General features: G+C 41.0%; 21 protein-coding genes. 11 read left to right on the top strand and 10 right to left on the bottom strand.

Annotation, left to right across the window (positions count from 1 at the left end; genetic code table 11):
* Window positions 1-155: 155 nt before the first annotated feature.
* Window positions 156-2357: an HAD-IIB family hydrolase gene (locus tag NOS7524_RS17245; RefSeq protein ID WP_041555371.1), complete on the top strand. Its 2202-nt coding sequence runs from the start codon at window positions 156-158 to the stop codon at window positions 2355-2357.
* Between the two features lie 121 nt (window positions 2358-2478).
* On the opposite strand, the gene NOS7524_RS17240 is transcribed toward NOS7524_RS17245, so the two are convergent.
* The 4 genes from NOS7524_RS17240 to NOS7524_RS31015 form a co-directional block, all read right to left on the bottom strand.
* On the bottom strand, window positions 2479-3663 hold the full coding sequence (locus NOS7524_RS17240) for an AGE family epimerase/isomerase (protein ID WP_015139773.1): 1185 nt from the start codon (window positions 3661-3663) through the stop codon (window positions 2479-2481).
* A gap of 93 nt (window positions 3664-3756) precedes the next feature.
* Entirely contained in the window at window positions 3757-4158 is a 402-nt protein-coding gene (locus tag NOS7524_RS27880; RefSeq protein WP_015139772.1) for a hypothetical protein, read from the bottom strand.
* A 182-nt stretch (window positions 4159-4340) separates the two neighbouring features.
* Entirely contained in the window at window positions 4341-4826 is a 486-nt protein-coding gene (locus NOS7524_RS17230) for a hypothetical protein (protein ID WP_015139771.1), read from the bottom strand.
* A gap of 452 nt (window positions 4827-5278) precedes the next feature.
* The gene (locus tag NOS7524_RS31015; protein ID WP_268741966.1) at window positions 5279-5401 is read right to left on the bottom strand and encodes a hypothetical protein; all 123 of its coding nucleotides are present in this window, start codon (window positions 5399-5401) and stop codon (window positions 5279-5281) included.
* On the opposite strand from NOS7524_RS31015, the gene NOS7524_RS17225 reads away from it, so the two are divergent.
* Window positions 5386-5997, top strand: a complete 612-nt coding sequence (locus NOS7524_RS17225) for a class I SAM-dependent methyltransferase (protein ID WP_015139770.1) — start codon at window positions 5386-5388, stop codon at window positions 5995-5997. The genes NOS7524_RS31015 and NOS7524_RS17225 overlap by 16 nt on opposite strands.
* A 266-nt stretch (window positions 5998-6263) precedes the next feature.
* Here the strand turns inward: NOS7524_RS17225 and NOS7524_RS28035 are convergent, their stop codons facing one another.
* Window positions 6264-6422, bottom strand: coding sequence for a YqaE/Pmp3 family membrane protein (locus NOS7524_RS28035; protein ID WP_015139769.1), 159 nt, complete (start codon window positions 6420-6422; stop codon window positions 6264-6266).
* A gap of 120 nt (window positions 6423-6542) precedes the next feature.
* Window positions 6543-6890, bottom strand: coding sequence for a translation initiation factor (locus NOS7524_RS17215; RefSeq protein ID WP_015139768.1), 348 nt, complete (start codon window positions 6888-6890; stop codon window positions 6543-6545).
* A gap of 212 nt (window positions 6891-7102) precedes the next feature.
* On the opposite strand from NOS7524_RS17215, the gene trpB reads away from it, so the two are divergent.
* The 4 genes from trpB (at window position 7103) to NOS7524_RS17195 (ending at window position 10767) form a co-directional block, all read left to right on the top strand.
* On the top strand, window positions 7103-8344 hold the full coding sequence (gene trpB, locus NOS7524_RS17210) for a tryptophan synthase subunit beta (protein ID WP_015139767.1): 1242 nt from the start codon (window positions 7103-7105) through the stop codon (window positions 8342-8344).
* Between the two features lie 262 nt (window positions 8345-8606).
* The gene (locus tag NOS7524_RS17205; RefSeq protein ID WP_015139766.1) at window positions 8607-9335 is read left to right on the top strand and encodes a CAP domain-containing protein; all 729 of its coding nucleotides are present in this window, start codon (window positions 8607-8609) and stop codon (window positions 9333-9335) included.
* Window positions 9336-9522: 187 nt separating this feature from the next.
* Window positions 9523-10068 carry a CAP domain-containing protein gene (locus NOS7524_RS17200; RefSeq protein WP_015139765.1) on the top strand — a complete coding sequence of 182 codons (546 nt, stop codon included), beginning with the start codon at window positions 9523-9525 and terminating at the stop codon, window positions 10066-10068.
* A gap of 69 nt (window positions 10069-10137) precedes the next feature.
* Complete coding sequence (locus NOS7524_RS17195) at window positions 10138-10767, top strand: ribonuclease H-like domain-containing protein (RefSeq protein WP_015139764.1); 630 nt, start codon at window positions 10138-10140, stop codon at window positions 10765-10767.
* Window positions 10768-11002: 235 nt separating this feature from the next.
* On the opposite strand, the gene NOS7524_RS17190 is transcribed toward NOS7524_RS17195, so the two are convergent.
* Together NOS7524_RS17190 and NOS7524_RS17185 are read right to left on the bottom strand one after the other, a co-directional pair.
* Entirely contained in the window at window positions 11003-11458 is a 456-nt protein-coding gene (locus NOS7524_RS17190) for a rhodanese-like domain-containing protein (protein ID WP_015139763.1), read from the bottom strand.
* Window positions 11459-11670: 212 nt separating this feature from the next.
* Entirely contained in the window at window positions 11671-14070 is a 2400-nt protein-coding gene (locus tag NOS7524_RS17185; RefSeq protein ID WP_015139762.1) for an NACHT domain-containing protein, read from the bottom strand.
* Between the two features lie 537 nt (window positions 14071-14607).
* On the opposite strand from NOS7524_RS17185, the gene NOS7524_RS17180 reads away from it, so the two are divergent.
* The gene (locus tag NOS7524_RS17180; protein ID WP_015139761.1) at window positions 14608-15312 is read left to right on the top strand and encodes a response regulator transcription factor; all 705 of its coding nucleotides are present in this window, start codon (window positions 14608-14610) and stop codon (window positions 15310-15312) included.
* 408 nt (window positions 15313-15720) lie between these two features.
* On the opposite strand, the gene NOS7524_RS17175 is transcribed toward NOS7524_RS17180, so the two are convergent.
* Window positions 15721-16167: a hypothetical protein gene (locus NOS7524_RS17175; protein ID WP_041555370.1), complete on the bottom strand. Its 447-nt coding sequence runs from the start codon at window positions 16165-16167 to the stop codon at window positions 15721-15723.
* Window positions 16168-16407: 240 nt separating this feature from the next.
* A complete protein-coding gene (pdxA, locus tag NOS7524_RS17170) occupies window positions 16408-17481 on the bottom strand; it encodes a 4-hydroxythreonine-4-phosphate dehydrogenase PdxA (RefSeq protein WP_144050951.1) in 1074 nt (357 codons plus the stop codon).
* 267 nt (window positions 17482-17748) lie between these two features.
* Between pdxA and petM the strand changes: the two genes are divergently transcribed.
* The 4 genes from petM to nblR all read left to right on the top strand — a co-directional run bounded on the left by petM (window position 17749) and on the right by nblR (window position 21005).
* Complete coding sequence (gene petM / locus NOS7524_RS17165) at window positions 17749-17853, top strand: cytochrome b6-f complex subunit PetM (RefSeq protein ID WP_015139758.1); 105 nt, start codon at window positions 17749-17751, stop codon at window positions 17851-17853.
* A gap of 198 nt (window positions 17854-18051) precedes the next feature.
* Entirely contained in the window at window positions 18052-19035 is a 984-nt protein-coding gene (locus NOS7524_RS17160) for an SDR family oxidoreductase (RefSeq protein ID WP_015139757.1), read from the top strand.
* Window positions 19036-19202: 167 nt separating this feature from the next.
* Window positions 19203-20120, top strand: a complete 918-nt coding sequence (locus tag NOS7524_RS17155) for an NAD(+) kinase (protein ID WP_015139756.1) — start codon at window positions 19203-19205, stop codon at window positions 20118-20120.
* A gap of 198 nt (window positions 20121-20318) precedes the next feature.
* Window positions 20319-21005: a response regulator transcription factor NblR gene (gene nblR / locus NOS7524_RS17150; RefSeq protein WP_041555369.1), complete on the top strand. Its 687-nt coding sequence runs from the start codon at window positions 20319-20321 to the stop codon at window positions 21003-21005.
* Window positions 21006-21164 lie beyond the last annotated feature (159 nt).

Genomic DNA, 21164 nt, shown 5'->3' with positions numbered 1-21164 from the left:
ACACAATGAATGCTGAATTTGGTGATGCGTTAGATGTTTGGCAAGGCGTAGATTTGTTCTACCCTATAGATATCTCGTCTATAACTCTCAACAGTCATTTAGTGTCAGAAACCTAAACATAGCACTATATGAAGTCAACTACAGAGGAAGACATGATGTCACAAAGCTCAGGGTTGTATATTTTACTGGTCAGCGTTCATGGCCTGATTAGGGGCCATAATTTAGAATTAGGACGAGATGCTGACACGGGTGGACAAACAAAATATGTAGTCGAACTCGCCTCTACATTAGCTAAACATCCACAAGTAGACAGAGTTGACTTAGTAACTCGCTTAGTACAAGATCCAAAAGTCAGCACTGACTACGCTCAACCAGTAGAAGTGCTTTCAGATAAAGCCCAAATTATTCGCTTGGCTTGTGGCCCTCGTCGTTACCTCCGCAAAGAAGTTCTCTGGCCGTATTTAGATACTTTTGCAGATGAATTGCTCAGACACATTCGCAAGGTCGGTAGAATACCGAATGTGATTCATACACATTATGCTGACGCTGGCTATGTGGGTAGTCGTGTTGCTGGTTGGTTAGGTACACCTCTTGTACATACAGGCCATTCCCTCGGACGGGTAAAGTTACAACGATTACTAGAGCATGGCACTAAACAAGAAGCTATTGAAGAAAACTTTCATATCAGTACACGTATCGAAGCTGAAGAAATCACCCTTGGCGGTGCAGCCTTAGTCATCGCCAGTACCCATCAAGAAGTTGAAGAACAATACAGCATTTATGACCGCTATCAACCCCAAAGGATGGTGGTGATTCCACCTGGTGTGACTTTGGAGCGTTTTTACCCAGCACCTGATAATTGGCCAAATCCACCTATTCAAAAGCAATTAGATAGATTTCTTCAATATCCGCACAAGCCCATGATTACGGCGATTTCTCGTCCGGCTATTCGTAAGAATGTGAGCCGTCTTGTCAAAGCCTATGGTGAAGATCCAGAACTTCGGAAACTGGCTAACTTGGTGATTGTACTAGGAAACCGAGATGACATCACCACGATGGAATCAAGCCCACGCCAAGTATTGCTAGAAATCTTGCAATTAATCGATCGCTATGATCTGTATGGTCATATTGCCTATCCTAAACACCATACATCTGACGATGTACCTGATTTATATCGAATGACAGCAAAAACCAAAGGAGTCTTTATTAATCCAGCCCTCACCGAACCCTTTGGACTGACTTTAATTGAGGCTACAGCTTGTGGTGTACCGATTGTTGCTACCTCTGACGGTGGTCCACAGGATATTATCGCCGCTTGTCAAAATGGATTGTTGGTTAATCCCCTAAATATTCAAGATATCCAGAATGCACTGCGAAGGACATTAACCGATCCTGAACAATGGCAAACCTGGTCTAGCAATGGCTTAACAAATGTCCGCAAACATTTCTCATGGGAGAGTCATGTAGAGCAATATTTAGAGAAAGTACGCCTATTTCCGCAACAAAAAGTGCAATCTCTACTAAGTCCTTTGGGAACATCTCCAGGTGCGGAACATCCAGACTGGAATATACCTAAGACTAACCGCCTACCTACAGCAGATCGCTTCTTGGTGACAGAAATTGATAATACACTGTTAGGCGATCGCGAAGCCTTAGAAAAATTGATTCAGCGCATCCGTAACGAAGGACACACCACAGGTGTTGGTATTGCTACAGGTCGCAGTCTCAAAAGCACCTTGAGTATGTTGGAAGAATGGCGATTTCCGATGCCAGATTTGCTCATCACTTCCACTGGTAGCGAAATCTACTATGGACCTCAGATTGTCACAGATACGAGTTGGCAAAAACACATTAGTTACAATTGGCAACCGCAGGCAATTCGGAATGCAATGGAACGTATCCCTGGGGTAGAATTGCAACCACCAGATGCTCAAAGCAAGTTTAAAATTAGCTACTTTGTAGATCCTAGCCAAGCGCCAAGCTTCCGGGAAATAGTCCGGCATTTGCGTCGCCAGCAACTTCCTGTCAAGGGCATTTACAGCCATAATATGTATCTTGACTTGTTGCCAATTCGCGCTTCTAAGGGTGATGCCCTGCGTTATATTGCTTTGAAATGGGGATTACCCGTCAGGCGGTTCTTAGTAGCAGGGGCATCAGGCAACGATGAAACAATGCTAACTGGTAATACATTAGCTGTGGTTGTAGGTAATTACAGTAAAGAAATCCAAAAATTGCGGGGTTATTCCCAGATTTACTTTGCCCAAGGCAACTATGCCTGGGGAATTTTAGAAGCTTTAGATCATTACGACTTTTTCGGTAATCTGTCTCCCACACAGCCAGAAATGGCATTAGTGTAATTAAAAAAATTTCGTGAAATGCCCCTTCCTCCAACAGCGTAGAGGAAGGGTCAATCAATTTTGGATTTTAGATTTTAGATTCAATCCAAAATCTAAAATCCAAAATCTAAAATTCTGAGGGTCAATAGTCATTCAACACTCTCAACATCTCAAACTGTTGCCAACACAGGTACATGGCACGGGGAACATGAAAACATCCTTTCCATTTACCGCCTTTGAGATTTAATAATACTTCTCCGCGACGATTCAGATAGCCAAACCACTCACCGTATTCAGAATCAGCAAAGTGTGTCCAGGAATAATCGTGCATTTTTTGATACCATTCCCAACATTCGCCCCTACCTGTGAGGCGATAACCCATTGCTAAGGCTACTAAAGTCTCTAAATGCACCCACCACAGTTTTTGATCCCATTCCAATTGCTGCGGGGGATGGCCGTCTGCATCCATAAAGTAGTACAAGCCGCCATATTCATCATCCCAAGCAACATTGAGGATATTTAACACCACATCAACAGCTTGGTTAATGGTTTTGCTGTCGTTTTTGCGGTTAGCGATATCCATGATGAACCACATGGCTTCGATACCGTGGCCAGGGTTAATTAACCGGCCATCAAAACAATCAATGTGAGAACCATCAGGGGTAACATTTTCATACATTAATCCCCGTTCCTGATCGAGAAAATCGGTCATAACTTCCTCAACAGTGGCAGCTAAGACGCTTTCTAAGGTTTCTTCAGGTAGTAGCCAGGCCATTTCTAGGGTGAGGTTGGCTAAAATCATCGGTACGGCTAAGGCTTTCATGGGACGTGTACCGGGATATGTTTTTGTATACTTGCCTTTAGGATTGTCTTTGCGGCGCAGAACGTTGTTATATGCTTGCATTGCTACGTCCTTGGCCCATTCTTCACCAGAGGCTAAAGCATACTGGCTAAATGCCATGGCGGCAAAGCAATCAGAAAATATATTGTAGGGTTGGACTAATGGTTGTCCTGTACAGGTGAGGGCAAAGTACCAGTTACCTTCAGCATCTCTGCCGTGTTTGGCAAGAAATTTAGCCCCATTACTGGCGATTTTTAACCAATTTTCGCGGTTTTCTAATTGGTTGCACAGCATGGAAAAAGTCCAGACTTGGCGGTTCTGCAACCAGATAAATTTGTCGGTGTCATAAACCTGGCCTTCCCGATTCAAGCAGGTGAAGTAGCCGCCTTGTTCCCAGTCAAGGGAATGTGTTTCCCAAAATGGGAGTACGTTGTTGAGAAGGGTATTTTTATAAAGTGCTGCCAGTGCTGAAAAGTTGTGTCCCATGTTGCCCTGATGAAAACCAACAGCGTCAATTATCGCCTTGCTGGGGATGGACTACAAGTACATGGTTTACGCAACGCACTACCTCCCTACTCCCTACTCCCAATTCCCAATTCCCAATTCCTTATTGCCTTTATTGGGTAAGGTATTGATTTCCCACAGACTATTAACTTTTTGTAGCGCACCCAGTACAGAAGTGATGAGTACCAAACCCAATATTGCAAGTAATATTCTATTTGTAGATTTCACACCTGGATTGACCACACGCTGAGATAATCGCTTGTCTTTACCCAGTAAAAAAACTAGATAAAAACGTCGTTGTAGCAATGGGAACGAAATCCTCATATCTACAGTATGCCGTCTATCTATCCGATCATGAAATACTCTTTTGAGTTCCAATAATTGGGATTCATTAAAAGTTGCTGCTGTGCGTGGAGGCATCTGTGCCAAGAATTTTTTGACGAAAGGATCAGTTTGAGCAAAATCTTTTGGTGGCATATTGTGGCGTTTTTAGTTGTAGTGAGGTAATCGCTGTTTTTTGTGGTAAAAAATAATGAATTTAACCACAGATATACGGAGATATATAGAGAAGAGCAAAAATTTTGTTGCTATAAATTAGGCTTTTATAAGTCACTTTAATATGGCTATTTTCAGAGGCTAGGGATTGCTATCAGTACACTTCAGAACATGGAATTATGTTCTTTGTCCCAACATTTACCTTCACTCCAGGTTCTCCCTGTGTATTCACATTCAGATTGCTCAAAAATCCAGGGAATAGATGTTGGGGACGAGGAAAAATTGGGGTGAGAAGGAAACAAATTTGCTATAAATAAGAACGTAGAGAAGCTACAGAGTGATAGGGTGATGGCAAAGACTATTAAAAATATGATGTTGCTAGGAGTCCAAATAGGGTATAAGCTTTTTGCAGCTCGTAAACGCTCTTTTGCTCTACTTTCTGAACCTGCTAATAACACCATATAAAATTTCATCCCTGGAATGGGAATGGCTATTCGCATATCTAACGGATGATTGCGAGTCCAAGGATTAGAGCTAAAAACCCTTTCTATCGCTACTAACTGCTCTTCCGTAAAACTATATTTTATTTCCGGAGTCATTTGAGTAAAACGTTTTCTAAAAACAGGATCAACTGGCGATAAGCTTTTCATGAATAAATGTGGTTATTTAGTTAAACTACGCCAGAATAACAGAATTTTCTGACTGATTCTTGGATGAATTCACTTATTTTTTATCCAGTTATTCTTATGGATAGATGATATTGTAAAGGTATTAATAATCAACTGATTAGGCTGAAATTTACCTATATCTTCATCCAGACTAAATTAAAAACTTTAGAAAGACTCAATGAATATGAAAATCAGGTATAGTCTGAGTTGCCATCTTAGCCTGTCAGGTATTATCAACATCAAGCAACAGATGTCAACTCTGCTGTTGGTAAAACTTGTTATATGAAACCTTTATGAAATTCCAGTAAGTATGAATGATACTTAAAGCAACAGGTGTGTAAAAGACTATTGTTCTAGGCTTTTTCTCTACTTGAAATGGTAATTGTATTTACAGCAGCTTTTGGGGAGTGGGGAGTGGGAACACGCCTAAACTCCTATTTCACCCATCTGGGTAATACCATTGGAGGAAGTGCAGTGTTATGGATTTGGGTCAAAGTAACATCGTAGTTAATGGCGATCGCTCCGTTTAGAGGTATAGTATATGGGTTTCTATTCACAGCTTATTGCTCCACGACTAATCGATGTTGCAATGTCTCGACCCCTATTTTCTCAATATCGTCGGGAAATTTTAGCCGATGTTACCGGAGAAGTTCTAGAAATTGGCTTTGGTTCTGGAATCAACCTTTCTTACTATCCAAAGCATCTACAAAAACTGACTACAGTTGATGCCAATCCAGGGATGAATGCACTAGCTCAAAAACGGATTGCATCCTCGAATATTCAAGTCGATAATCGAGTTCTCAATGGTGAGAATTTACCAATGCCTGATCACACCTTCGATAGTGTAGTCAGTACCTTCTGTTTGTGCAGTATTACTAATGTCTCCCAGGCACTCCAAGAAATTCATCGGGTTTTGAAACCTGGTGGTAAGTTCTTTTTTCTGGAACATGGATTGAGTGATGAGCCAAATATTCAAGTTTGGCAGAATCGCCTCAACCCTATCAATAAAGTTATTGGTGATGGTTGTAATATCAACCGCGACATCAAACAGCTAGTTGCAACCAAGTTTGAGAGTTTAACTGTTGAGCAATTTTACGCACCAAAAACCCCAAAAATAGGTGGATATTTTTACAAAGGTATTGCTACCAAGTAGGTAGGGGGCTGGGGACTGGAGACTGGGAAGAAGGGAGATGAGATTTAACTAGCTTCGCAAAAATAGAACAGGATTCATACAGTAATTAAGGATACTGTTGGCGCATGAGTGCTTAATGTTGAAATCTCTCATAAACCCTGCTTGGTTGAGACTCTTGGGTTTACTGTCATCAAGCCAAATTACAAAAAATCGAGCTTTGAAGTATTATTTTATTGCCAACAGTATCAGTAAATAGGGAAACTCAAAATTGACCCAGATGTGAATAATTATTTTCTCGCAATTACCCACACAGCATGAACAATTCCAGGGATATAACCCAAGAATGTCAACAGGATATTAATCCAAAAATCTTTGCCTATTCCTACTTGCAAAAAGACTCCCAAAGGTGGAAAGAAAATCGCACATAAAATCCGCACTAAATCCATGTCAACCTCCTGGTGAGGATACACTAACTAGATTACTACTGCTCAGATATATTACTACTCTAAAAATGAAGCTGATTCCTGAATTACTTTTTTCAACTTTTTGAATTCCGAGAAGTGGCACTAGCCACCACTAATTTTAGCTTTGTAACCCAACTGAGTTAAGATTTCCAAAATTTTTTGTTTGTGATCGCCTTGAATTTCAATCTCATTATCTTTGACTGTACCACCTGTACCACACTGAGTTTTCAACTTCTTCACTAAATCTGCCAAGGTTTCTGGCTTGGCTTGAAAACCAGTAATTACCGTCACAGTTTTACCTTTGCGCCCAGTACGGGTAGCTTGGACTCTCAGATTTTGTTGTTTTGGAGGTAATTCTGGAGTTGCTCTTTCTGTGGCGGCGGAGTTGTCGTTACCAAACTCGCGGTAAGCGAAACGCTTGTCAGATGAATTGGAATTGGAAGAAGACATAAAATTTTGATGGAGAAATACTTTAGCGGCAATAGCACATGGGTTTAAGAATCAAATTCTAGACTAACATCACATATCCCAGAGTGCGACGATGCCCCGCCTTTCCTGCGGTTCCCTAGGGGTATGGCGATCGCTAATATCAAAACCTATATTCTCTCTGATTCAGACTTTCAATATAATAATTAAGCTATCCCATCATAAAATTTATTTCCGTGACTACCACTCCCCTTTCTCCAAGTTCTCCCTCTACTACGACTGTTCCCGATACACAAGGACGCTTTGGACGCTTTGGCGGTAAGTACGTCCCGGAAACCTTAATGCCTGCTTTAGCAGAATTAGAAGCAGCTTATCAGCAATATCGCCATGACCCCAATTTTCAAGCAGAACTCCAACAATTACTTAAGGACTACGTAGGACGCGCCACACCGTTATATTTTGCTGAACGCTTGACTGCTCATTATGCTAGGCCAGATGGTACAGGGGCGCAAATTTACTTAAAGCGAGAAGACTTAAATCACACAGGCGCTCACAAAATTAATAACGCTCTTGGTCAGGTGTTATTGGCGAAGCGCATGGGTAAACAGCGTATCATTGCTGAAACTGGTGCTGGACAACATGGTGTAGCTACAGCCACAGTGTGCGCTCGCTTTGGGTTAGAATGTGTGATCTATATGGGCGTTCACGATATGGAACGTCAAGCGTTGAATGTATTTAGAATGCGGCTAATGGGTGCGGAAGTTCGTCCAGTAGCAGCAGGTACAGGTACGCTTAAAGATGCCACATCTGAGGCTATCCGGGACTGGGTGACAAATGTCGAAACAACTCACTATATTCTGGGTTCGGTAGCTGGCCCCCATCCATACCCGATGATGGTACGTGATTTCCATGCAATCATCGGTCAAGAAACTCGCGCTCAAGCTTTAGAAAAGTGGGGCGGTTTACCCGATATTCTCATGGCTTGTGTGGGTGGTGGTTCTAATGCGATGGGATTATTCCACGAGTTTGTCCATGAGTCATCTGTCAGATTGATTGGGGTGGAAGCAGCCGGAGAAGGTGTTAATACAGAAAAACACGCTGCTACCTTGACAAAAGGACAAGTTGGTGTACTACACGGAGCAATGAGTTATCTGTTGCAAGATGAAGATGGACAGGTGATTGAGGCGCACTCAATTAGTGCGGGGTTAGATTATCCTGGTGTCGGCCCGGAACATAGTTATTTAAAAGATATGGGTCGTGCTGAATATTACAGTGTCACAGATGCAGAAGCTTTGGCAGCATTCCAGCGATTATCTAAGTTGGAAGGGATTATCCCAGCTTTAGAAACATCTCATGCGATCGCTTACTTGGAAACCCTCTGTCCTCAACTGAGCGGTAGTCCCAAGATTATCATTAACTGCTCTGGACGTGGCGACAAAGATGTACAAACTGTGGCTAAATTTTTAACCCACGAATAAATCTATCTCCTGATACAAGTTGTCATTGGCAAAGCCATTACTGGTGAGCCTTTGGCAAGGTAATATCAATAAAAATCACACCAATGATAGAAGGCGATCCTAAAGGGATCGCCTATTCATTTATGAAAATCTATGAATTTAAACGTGAGCAGAGAATATTCATAGCCAAAAGACTATAACCAAAGATATATGACCAAAGAGCCAAGTTGTTCAATTGATTACAGTCTGGTTAGATGGTTGCAACAACTACATGGCTTGAAAAATGATTAAAACAACACTCTACAGTCTTGCTTTAGGCAGTTTTGTTCTCGCCAGTGGAGCGAGTGCTGTTTCTCTACAATCTCCATCTATTCAGCCAAAGTCTTCAACAACAGAAAATCATCTAGCACAATATTTTCCGGGACAATCTTTTCCTGGACAATATAATCGTCGTCCCAGACGATACAATCGTCCAGGACAATCTTCTCCTCAAAGACCATATAATCGAGGAACATCAAATCCTGGCTATCCCGGTGAACAATCAAATCCCGGCTCTTCCAGTGGACAATCAAATCCCGACTCTTCCCTTGGACAATCAAATCCTGGCTCTTCCGGTAGACAATCCAACTCCAATACTGCTTCTATAGAACAGTCAGTTTTCGACCAAATTAACCAATACAGAGCTTCTCAAAACTTGCCAGCACTAACACGGAATTCTGCTATTGATGAGCAAGCCAGGATTCACAGTGAGAATATGGCTAGCGGTAAAGTTCCATTTAGCCATCAGGGATTTAATGAGCGAGTGAAAGCAAGTGGTGTGGCTCACAAATCAGCTAGCGAAAATGTTGCTTACAACCAAGATAGAGATCCTGCTACACGCGCTGTGCAAAGTTGGCTGAACAGTTCAGGACATTTAAGGAACATTAAAGGCAATTCCAACATCACCGGAATTGGTGTAGCAGTAAACGGTCAAGGTGTAGTTTACCTCACACAGATTTTCATGAAATCATAGAAGGGACTGGGGACTGGGGACTGGGTAAAAGTTGTTATCCTCTGCTCCCCTGCTCCCCTGCTTCCCTACTCCCTACTCCCCACTCCCCAACCTTTATTGATGAATCTCTAAAAGTATCCTGTTATGTATTCTAAGAGGGAGAAGTTAGAGTATAGGTCTTAATAGTATGTACACAAAGTAATTTTTCATGTCCCGACAAACTGCTTTTGGCATCGCTTTAAGTACGCTTGTCTTTGCTGGAGGATTAATGGCTCCTCCCATACCAGGCCATACTTCTACAAACACAACTACTAATGATCAGCAATTATCACAGGGTTCTACTCAGGTTGCTAGCTCGACGATTTTTCAAACTACTGCTTTAGAAAAATCAGTGTTTGAGCAGATTAATCGTTATCGAGCAGCAAAGAAACTGCCAAAGTTGACTTTGAATGCCAACATTACTCGACAAGCCAGAATCCACAGTCAGAATATGGCTAGAGGGAAAGCACCGTTTAGTCATCAGGGATTTGAGCAGCGAGTTTATGCTATTCCCCTTCGCTACAAGAGTGCGGCGGAAAATCTCGCTTTCAATCGGGGGTATAGTGATCCTGCAAATCAAGCTGTAATTGGTTGGATCGAAAGTCCTGGGCATTTGAAGAATATCCAAGGCAATTACAATCTCACAGGGATTGGTGTGGCGACAAATCAGCAAGGCGAAGTTTATCTCACACAAATTTTCCTGCGGACTCGGTAGATGTGCATAATAATGTAGTGTCTGATGGTAGCTTCTTGAGAAGATACTGCATTTATTATTACAATATTCATGACATTACAAGACTTTCAAGTGAGCGATCGCGACCTGAGTGACGCTGCTTTAACCCAGTACCTAGCATCCGAAGCGATCGCAGTCGATACTGAAACGATGGGGTTATTACCGCAGCGCGATCGCCTATGCTTAGTTCAGCTATGTAATCCCGAAGGTAAAGTGACTGCGATTCGCATCCTCAAAGGACAAACTCAAGCGCCAAATTTAAAAACACTGCTAGAGGCAACAAATGTCCTGAAAGTATTTCACTTTGCTCGTTTTGACGTTGCCACCTTGCGTTATCATCTGGGTATTCATGTCCAACCAGTGTTCTGCACCAAGATTGCCAGTAAGTTAGCCCGTACTTATACCAATCGTCACGGACTTAAAGATGTAGTACAAGAGTTAGAAAAGATAGAACTCGATAAAACTGCTCAAAGTTCCGATTGGGGTAACGCCGCTAACTTATCAGAAGCGCAATTAAGTTACGCCGCCAATGATGTGCGCTATTTACTCAGCGTTCAGCAAAAGTTAACCGCCATGCTAGAACGAGAAGAACGTTGGCAACTGGCGCAAGAATGCTTTCAAGTTCTACCAACAATTGTGTCTTTGGACTTATTACAATTCAAGGACTTATTTGAACATTAAGTCTGAGAGTCAATAGTTAAAGGTAAAGATACCACTTTGAAAAAAGAATGCGACACATGGAAAATACCCTTCCCTAACCCTCCCCTTGGCAAGGGGAAGATTGGGGAGGGGTATCTGTCGCAAACATTTTTTGAATCGGTATGAGAGACAAGTTTTAAGAACCAAGTCATATAGCAAGAGAGTTTCAAACCTGTTCCCTGTCCCCTGTACCCTGCTATAACTATTGACTAATCACTCACACATCTTTATGTTGAGTCTCCGAGAAATCTTGGAGTCGAGACACTACATTATAATCATCTGCACCTGCTGGGGTTTTAGATTCAATAATGCCTTCTGTGGGGCCACCAATTGCTTTCCATGCAGCTAAACCACCTTTGAGTTCTGATACGTGTTCAAACCCGGCAGAACGAAGCGTTTTCACGGCTGTGGCGGTTTGTTCATCAGTAGCACCGTAAACATAAATATCACGGCTTCTATCTAAAGATGGTGCAGCGCGCTCTACCAATTCATCCATTGGCATGGGCATTGCACCCATAATATGACCATCGTTAAAAACGGGGCGATCGCGTACATCTAGTATGGTAAAGGCAGGTTCACCCCATTCTAAACGAGACTTCAGTGCATAAACATCAGATTGTGGCTCAATGGGCGGTTGTGAGGGAATAATACCACCTAGTAGATTGCTATCCATAACTTAATGATTGCTCTTTTTAACTGCTATATAACAGCAATTTAACTAATGAACTTCATTAAATTTCTCTGGCTATGGTATGAAAAACCACAAATTCTTTCTTGGGGTAGATTAGCATTTTAGTAGATTTTTACCTATTTTTCACTCAACTATTAATTGTTTTTCTGGGTAAATAAACACGTTTTTTATTACTAAGAAAATAGCCAGATTTTTTAAGGCTTGATTTCGGCGATCGCCAGAAATAAGTCATCTTCTATTTTTTGTTTCAAACCAGAAGGAAGATTGGCAGCAATATTGAGACAATTCATCAATAATTTATTAGCATAGAGATATTTGTATAATAATTCTATTTGTTGCTGATTAAATTGCCAGTCATAACCAATATTTCGATGATTAATTAGGGAATCCTTTAATTGATGTACCCAATTTTTACTATTATTTTGCCACCAAGCATAAAAATTATGAAAATTGCCTTCTGTACTAGGTAATTGTTGTTTGAGTTGTTGCATCTCTTGTCTTAAATCAACATTCCATACCAAATCAATTGCCTCTTCAAAATTAATACTCAGGGCGCGAGCATGGTTAACCAGATGAGAATCGCTCAGATGATGCTCAAAGGCAACTTCCAAATCATTAGTACAGTGAATAATATTAAACAGCAACTGATCAACAGCAAGTTCAGAGTTAACCGTTAGATGCTCTAAAAAATCCCATTCTAGTCTGCAATTAGGTGTATACGCAAAAGGCAAAGCACAAACTAAATAAAAAGCACGAACAGCAGCAGGTTTATAGCCAATAGAAACTGAATTTGTTTTTTGATGCAGCCAAATTAGATAATTTTGGATTTTTTCATCCCCAGCTACAAGTGTATCAATCTGGTTTTTCATTGTCCGTATTATCTCATCAGCACTTGTTAACATACTCACAGTTAGCAAAATTACATTCTGCCAACGCTCCTCACTCAAGTAGGGAATTAATGATTGCCAAGCTGCTTCTTGGTCATTTTCAATAATATTTTTTGCTGTGAGATACTCTTGTAATGCTAAATGAGAAAATGAGTATATTCCCTGGGCGCGTTCTAACAATAAACCATCTTGCACTTCAATACCTTGTAAAACATCTTCAGTATCTTGTTGTATCGTCAGAGAGTTGGGAAATTCAGGGGAAAGAGTTTGCCTTCCTACCTTCTCTACGTTCCCTACTGGATGCTGTGCGAACTGCCCAATACCCTGTGAATTTCTTAATAAATAATCCCCTATGATTTTAGGAATTTTTTCTTGCTTAAAAAAGTAATCTCCTTGCTCAAAAGTGTTAGCAGCAAGATGAGCAAGTAACTTTTTCTTATTATTTAATGTCAAGTTAGAATAAAAATCATCTCGCTTTACACCTCGTACTTCATCCCATCGAACCAATAAAATATTTAATCCTTGCTCATACAAGTTAGCTAATTTACATGGAAATTTAGCCTTAACCTGAAATACCAAACACAACAGATGTAATAATATTGGTGTTCTCGCCAATTCTTTGAGACGTAAATTTTCTGATAAATTCAGTTGCTGCACAAATAAATTACTCATTGCTTCGCCATGATTGCTCGTTGGAGAAGCAACGGCTAAAAACCAGTTTTTCACAAATACTTCTATTTGTTGGTCATTAAAATCTGCCAACTCGACCTCAGTAAATCCCGGAAATTTATATTTATGGGCGGCAATTCGACAGCTAATCACAAACTGATTTTTGTAATAAGCCTGAGTAAATTTGCGAATCTCCCTAATAACTTGATCTGCATGATCTAATGGCACTTCATCTAAACCATCAAGTAAAATCATGGCTCTACCTTGAGTTAGTACAGCCAACGTTGATTCCTCTGGAATTCCACAACAGTGAAATTCTTGGCTGATGTAGTTCACAAGATTAAATTCTTGTTCCCCTTTTGCGTCTTCAGCAAATTCCCTCAATCTAATAAATACCGCTACATGATGAGGTTGCAATTGGCCTTGGTTACATTCAATAGCCAAATGCTGTAAAAATGTGGTTTTACCAGATCCTGGTTTACCCAACACCATCAACTTCGGGTAGCGTAACACTGCTTCTAACCCTGGTAATGTTTGCTGATGGTGGCTGTGTCCCAAACGATAAAAATTAAACTCACAGCCATAGTCTGACAACAAATCAGAAATCTCTCGCCATTGTTGACTGGTGATCTGTTCTAAAACCCTGACATGGGTGTAGATATCCTCAAGTGGTATTGCCCGTGCAATATCTAACATTTGCAGAGTGTTACACTGGTCTTGAATTTTATCTTGGCGCTTTTGGCGCACTTCTCGTACTAATACATCCAGATCAACTATCTGGGACTTTACTTGAGAAGTAGTCTCAGATGCTAACTCTTCATGTAAAGCTGCGACTTTTTGCCAAGAAAGTCCTAACTGTTGACAAATTTGCACAAAACAACTGCGAGAAATGGGTTCACCCGCAAAAAATTTGGATACTGGTTGGCGAGTTATACCTAAAGCAGTTGCCAGTTTTTGCTGACTTAAGGTTTTGTCGGTTAAAGCTGTTTTTGCAGCTCTAATACCTTCTGGTGAGGCTTTCAATCCTTTGCTTGTCATGCTCCCAGCACAAATGTTTGATTATATACTTGTAATATTTTGATGGCACGTAGACGCACTCTGAACAAATATTCGTATATACCCAGAGGCAGTTGCTGCTTTGGGTAGTTCAGAGAAGGATATGGTAGATGTTTTTTCTAGGATTGTTTTGTGGCTTGAGTTTATAAACCAGCCATTTCCAGTTAGAGAATTATTGACAAATTGGGGAACACACTGAAAAACCGAGATATCTCTCAACTGTTAAGAGTTCTAATTCTACCACTAATTAGCAAAACATACCAAACTCATACAAAAGTTATGCCTTTGGCAGGCAGTGTAATAGCTGAACTTTTTATAAATTTAATGGAAAATTAGGTGTAGCTAAGTAAAACAACGGCAATATCAGGCGATTAGTTGCTGGTCTACGCAATTTCTGAAGTAGACAGGAATAAACACTCCGCAAAAGAAGTGTGTGTAGCACAGATGCTTTAAGAGCAACTTCTTTCAGGGCAGCTTTACAGAAAATCAATCGCTCAATTAACAATAGGCTAAAACATTATGGTGATGCTTCCTGCTTCAAATCCCAAGATTCTTGTTGTAGACGACGACTTTGGTGTCCGTAATCTTATGTATCGGTTTTTAAGCCGAAAATATCAAATAGAGTCTGCACCAGATGGTAAAACTGCTCTGGCGTTATTTGAGCAATTTGATCCAGCTTTAGTCATTCTGGATTGGAATCTGCCAGATACCAGTGGCTATCAACTATGCCAAGAAATGCAGAATCGGAATAATGTCTTGGTGATGATCCTGACTGGCAGGACAGAGGAAGACGATAAAATCAGGATCATGGCAGCTGGCGCTGATGACTTTATTACTAAACCGTTTAGTTTAGCTGAAATTGAAGTTCGAGTCCAAGCTCTGCTAAGACGCATCCGCTCTGTTAAACCTTCTCCTTCACAGCGCCTCATATTTAAACACCTAGCTATTAACCCAGATGGTAGGGAAGTAACACTTAACGATAAACCCCTAAATTTAACGGCTTTAGAATTTAATATTCTCCATTTTTTGGCAAGTCACCCCGGACAAGCTTGGAGTCGTCCCCAACTTATCCAAAAGATTTGGGGTTGCGACTATGTGGGAGATGGGCGGGTAGTAGACGTACACATCGGTCAGCTACGTAAGAAACTAGAAGCCGATACCAGTGTACCGGAGTTTATTAAAACTGTTCGCGGCTACGGCTACAAGTTTGAAATTCCTGAATAATCTACAGTTTAGATATCCGAAATTTAAATCAGATTCCATTATTGCAACGTGACTATTATCAGGCTCATTGCTATATACTATCAGTATAGTTGCAGTCGATAGTTGCAATAAATTAGCAAATAATTGGATAAGTTGGTTATAAAGAATTTTACTGAGGCTTGGGTGTTTAGATAGGTGTTGGTTTGAGGTTTTAATACCAAAAGCATCAGGGAAAATTGTGTCTGCTCAAGCCTCTAACAATAGATATGTGGGTTTTAATTTATCCGATATTGACCCTGTATGAAAAACGTGGGAGAAGCACAAAGTTATATCAAGCAATCAGCTACAAAAATAGGTAACAAAATTCTGGAGATGGCTGCCTAATTGTAGTATTGCATGCGTGCCTCACTGACGGTGTACATCATTTTTTCAAGGTGAAGGAGCATTCAACTGCATTCTTTTTAATCCTCCTTCAGTTGTGCAATCTGCCATTTGACTCAGAAATTCTGGGTAAAACTCTGTATTTCTTATTAACCAGTCAGCACTACGGACTCTAGCATTACTCTGAAATTTCCCAGAAACTGTTGATATCTCATTTTTGTGCATTGATAGAAAACTTTCTACTCTGCCTGAAATTTTTACATTACTATTACGTGTGTTTATAGTTGTAAATCCAGACATTTTTGTTACAGAAATACCTCGATTTAAAGAACAAGCAGAGCCACTTTGAATATTTGCAGCAATCAATAAATTTTCCCTAGTAATAAAAAATCTCATATTTCTCATTACTGACTGTGAAAATTGAGCATTAGCATGGAATGATGAAATACTAGAGGTTATAAGAATAATAGGGATACTTATTAAGAATTTTTTCATTCTATGCTAATAAATATTTGTAGTTTTACTTCAGGCGGAACTGCTTTAAGAAGAATATATTCAGCAAACTTAACATAACTGAAATATTGTACATAACCGAGTAAACACGTAATTGAGGAGGGAATATTACCTTGAGTTTAAATAAAAAACAGCTTTGATGTTAATTTCATCAAACCTATAACAACTCTTAAAAGAGCGAATTTGAGCTACTAAAAAGTGCAATTCTTAATGAATAACTAATCATAATTTATTAGCCACTAACCGTTGATTCACTAACTCAGCCGCTAACTTTATCGCTGCTTTCATACTCGTAGCATCAGCAATTCCCTGACCTGCAATATCAAATGCTGTTCCGTGGTCGGGGGAAGTGCGAACGAAAGGTAAACCAATGGAAGTATTAACAGCACGGTCAAAGGCAATTAGCTTGACAGGAATTAAACCTTGGTCGTGATAAAGTGCCAAATAAGCATCGGCAGGATTTTGAACATGAGAATTACCATACCAAGCTTGACCAGGCTTAACCCACATTGTATCGGGTGGAGTTGGCCCCTCTAGATGGAAATTGGGGCGTTTTTGTCGTTCTGTATTTAACCAAGGAATTAACCAATCCTGTTCTTCAGTTCCTAATTGTCCCTGTTCACCACTGTGGGGATTTAAGCCCGCGATCGCAATTCTTCCTTGAGTTATACCAAAATCTTGCTCTAAACACTCCACCAACAAATCTAATTTTTTTGTTAATAACTGGGGTGTCAGCGTCTCAGCCACTTGACAAAGGGGAATATGTGTAGTTGCTAATAAGGCACGCAGTGTCCAACCAGTGTAAGGCGATCGCGCCACAAATAACATCCCAAATCGATCAACACCAGCCTTTTCAGCTAACAGTTCCGTTTGTCCTGGGTAATGATATCCTGCGGCTTTCCACGCAGATTTAGCAATGGGGGCGGTAACAATCCCATCAAATTCACCTGCTAGAGTTTGAGCGATCGCATATTCCATATAAGCAAAACTCGCTGCACCGCTAGCTGCATTCCCAGTTCCTACAATAATTTCCCCTTTCGTATCCCCATTCCCCGGTACATCAATAATTGGGAATTGATCAGGATTTGCCAAGAGTGGTAAATTCTCAGTCGCACTCAGTTTTTGATAAGTTTGTACCAACACATTGCGATCGCCTATCACAGCAACGTCACATTGTTGAATGATTTCTGGATCTGCCAAAGCTTTCAAAATCACTTCTGGGCCAATTCCGGCTGGATCTCCCAAACTAATCGCTAAACGCGGACGCTGTTGCTGATGTAAATGAACTTGATACATATTTATTTTGATGAAGTCAAACTCAGAATTCCCCATGCCCTATTCCCCACTCTCCAATATTATTGACCATCAAACTGGTTTAGAATTATTTACACGGGTCTAATCCAACAGTAGCCGTTACAGAGCTTCTGGTAGACATAGTTTATCTGAGTTTGCCTGAGTCGTAGGATTAGTAAAGATTAGGTTTGAGTCATTGAGTCTAGTCTGCTGAAACAACTTCAAAAGAAAAATCTACAGATCCACCATTCGCAAAGGAGAATCAAATCAATGGGCGGCGAAATTTTCAATGCAGCTCTGTTGTCTTTCGGTCTAATCTTCGTCGGTTGGGCTTTGGGTGCTTTATTACTGAAAATCCAAGGTTCAGAAGAATAATCCTCAGAAAGAACCTTTGGCGAGAGACAAAAAATTTTACTCTCCCTAGAAAAATAGCGTGTCCGCACACCGGACAACGCTGTTTCCAACATTCCCTCGATCTCAATCGAGAGCATTAAAAAAAAGTAAAGTTTTGTTGAGAGAAGATAATTCTGTTAAGATTCTTTTCATAAAAGTTAAATAATTATTACAAACCTCATGACATTATTAATAGTTGGTGCCACTGGCACTTTAGGAAGACAAGTAGCTCGTCGTGCGATCGATGAGGGATATAAAGTACGTTGTCTTGTCCGCAGTGCTAAAAAGGCCGCTTTTCTCAAAGAATGGGGAGCTGAACTTGTCAGAGGGGATTTGTGTTACCCCGAAACTCTTACAGCAGCTTTAGAAGGTGTAACAGCTGTAATTGATGTGGCTACATCCCGTGCTACAGATTCATTGACAATCAAACAAGTAGATTGGCAAGGCCAAGTAGCTTTAATTCAAGCGGCGCAAGCTGCTGGTGTAGAACGTTTTATATTCTTTTCTATTATTGATGCTGACAAGTACCCAGAAGTCCCACTGATGGAGATTAAGCGGTGTACTGAACTATTTTTAGCCGAGTCTGGACTAAATTATACAATCTTACGATTGGCTGGCTTCATGCAAGGATTAATCGGTCAATATGGCATACCCATCTTAGAAGGACAACCAGTTTGGGTGACAGGTGAATCTTCGCCTGTAGCTTACATGGACACCCAAGACATAGCCAAGTTTGCTGTGCGGGCTTTAAGTGTACCAGCCACCGAAAAACAGACTTTCCCAGTAGTAGGAACTCGTGCTTGGAGTGCAGAAGAAATTATTAATCTGTGTGAGCGCCTATCTGGGAAAGAAGCAAAAGTCAGACGAATGCCAATTAACCTCCTGCGTACCGTGCGCCGAATTGCGCGATTCTTTCAGTGGGGATTGAATGTTGCAGATAGACTAGCATTTACAGAAGTTTTGGCCAGTGGTAACCCTCTCAACGCCCCAATGGACGAGGTATATCAGGTATTTGGGTTAGAAAAAGAACAGACGACTACTTTAGAAGGCTATCTACAAGAGTATTTCAGCCGCATCATGAAAAAGCTGAAGGAATTAGATTACGAAAAAACTAAAAAACAGAAATCCAAAAAAACACCGTTTAAGAAAGTCAATAGTCAATAGGCAATAGGCACTCTTGCAATAGGCACTCTTGCAATAGTCGTTAATTTTTCTCCTCTGCTCCCATGCCCCCTGCCTTTCTTTTTGACTTTTGACTAATGACTCGTGATCCAAAATGTGTAAGGATTACATAAGAAAAAGCACCGCCTACTATACTTGGATATTTGAGTGTGCCGAAAGCAGGCATTATCTACAATGACGTGAAACCGATAGCCGTTCGTGTGGCTATCGAGCTGAAAGACAAGCTAACCGCAGCCGGTTGGGATGTATGTATGACATCAAGTATCGGTGGTATACTGGGCTACTCTAATCCTGAAAGCCCTGTATGTCACACACCCCTTGATGGTCTGACACCCCCTGGATTTGACTCAGAAATGAAGTTTGTCATAGTTCTAGGGGGAGATGGCACTGTTTTAGCAGCCTCGCGACAGGTCGCTCCCTGTGGTATTCCACTATTAGCAGTGAATACTGGACACATGGGGTTTTTAACAGAAACTTACCTGAATCAATTGCCTCAAGCCATAGAACAGGCGATGGTGGGTGAATATGAAATTGAAGAACGCGCCATGCTCACCGTTAAGGTACTGCGAGGCGATTCAGTGCTGTGGGAAGCCCTTTGCTTAAACGAAATGGTGTTACATCGAGAACCATTAACCTCGATGTGCCATTTTGAAATTGCTGTAGGTCGCCACGCACCCGTGGATATTGCTGCTGATGGTGTGATTGTTTCTACACCTACTGGTTCTACAGCTTATTCTTTAAGTGCAGGTGGCCCGGTTGTGACTCCTGGTGTACCTGTATTGCAATTAGTACCAATTTGTCCCCATTCTTTAGCTTCCAGGGCTTTAGTATTTCCAGACACTGAACCAGTGAATATTTATCCAGTGAATATTCCTCGGTTAGTCATGGTAGTGGATGGTAATGGCGGTTGCTACATTTTCCCAGAGGATCGGGTATATTTGGAGCGATCGCCCTACAGCGTCAAATTTATGCGCCTACAACCACCAGAATTTTTCCGCATTCTCCGAGAAAAATTAGGCTGGGGTTTACCACATATCGCCAAACCAACCTCAGTAGAATTGCCGTAGAGACGTTGCATACGTAGAGATGTTGCATACAACGTCTTTAAATATTTTGGTGATTTCTTTCCAGAATTGAGGGTACAGGTACGGAATTTGGTATTAATAATTAAAATTGCAATAGATCATGCCTGACATAGCTCTCATGGTTAAGGCTTGAATCCCAGTCTCCAATCCCTAATCCCCAGCCCCCAATATCCAATGGTTATGACATCTGCTCACAGTCCCTGTGTTTTGGTAATCGAAACAGATGATAGCCTAGCCACTCAGCTTTCCTTTGATTTGCAAGAAGCTGGTTATGAGGCTGTTTTGGCCAATGATGCGGCCAGTGGTTTACAATATTGTCGCGATCGCCAGCCTGCTTTAGTAGTTCTAGACAGAATGCTTTCCGGCGAGTCAGGACTGTCGTTGTGCAAAAATCTGAGAAATGCTGGAATGCGATCGCCTGTTTTGGTACTTATGGCTAGGGATACAGTTGATGATCGGGTAGCTTGTCTAGAAGCTGGGGCTGATGATTATATCCTCAAACCTTATCGCTCCGAAGACTTTTTAAAATTGATTCGCCTCTACCTTAAGCCAGAGGTTGATACAACAGAGCAGTTACGCTTTGGGGAACTGATTTTAGACATCGCTAACCGTCGTGCTGTTTACAACGGGCGAATCATTGACTTAACCATGAAAGAATTTGAACTTTTAAAATTCTTAATGGAACATCCCCGTGAAGTCTTAACCCGTGAACAAATTCTAGAAAATGTCTGGGGTTACGACTTCATGGGTGAATCTAATGTCATCGAAGTTTATATTCGTTACCTACGCTTAAAAATAGAAGATGAAGGTCAAAAGCGGCTTATTCAAACAGTGCGGGGTGTAGGTTACGTCCTCAGAGAATCCTAGAAGCTCAAAATAAAGTAGCAAAAATTACAAACAAATTGCATACTTCCATCCTATAAAGGGTGGAAGTATTTATTTTATTGATGTTTTCATCAAGTCAAGTAGAGACATAATTTATCCTATCTCCGCTTGAGGATTTTGAGAAGCGGGGCGTGAGCAGCG

The sequence above is a fragment of the Nostoc sp. PCC 7524 genome, assembly GCF_000316645.1.
Taxonomy (GTDB): domain Bacteria; phylum Cyanobacteriota; class Cyanobacteriia; order Cyanobacteriales; family Nostocaceae; genus Trichormus.
The sequence above is the reverse complement of the archived record's forward strand: the minus strand, read 5'-3'. Positions and strand labels throughout refer to the sequence as shown.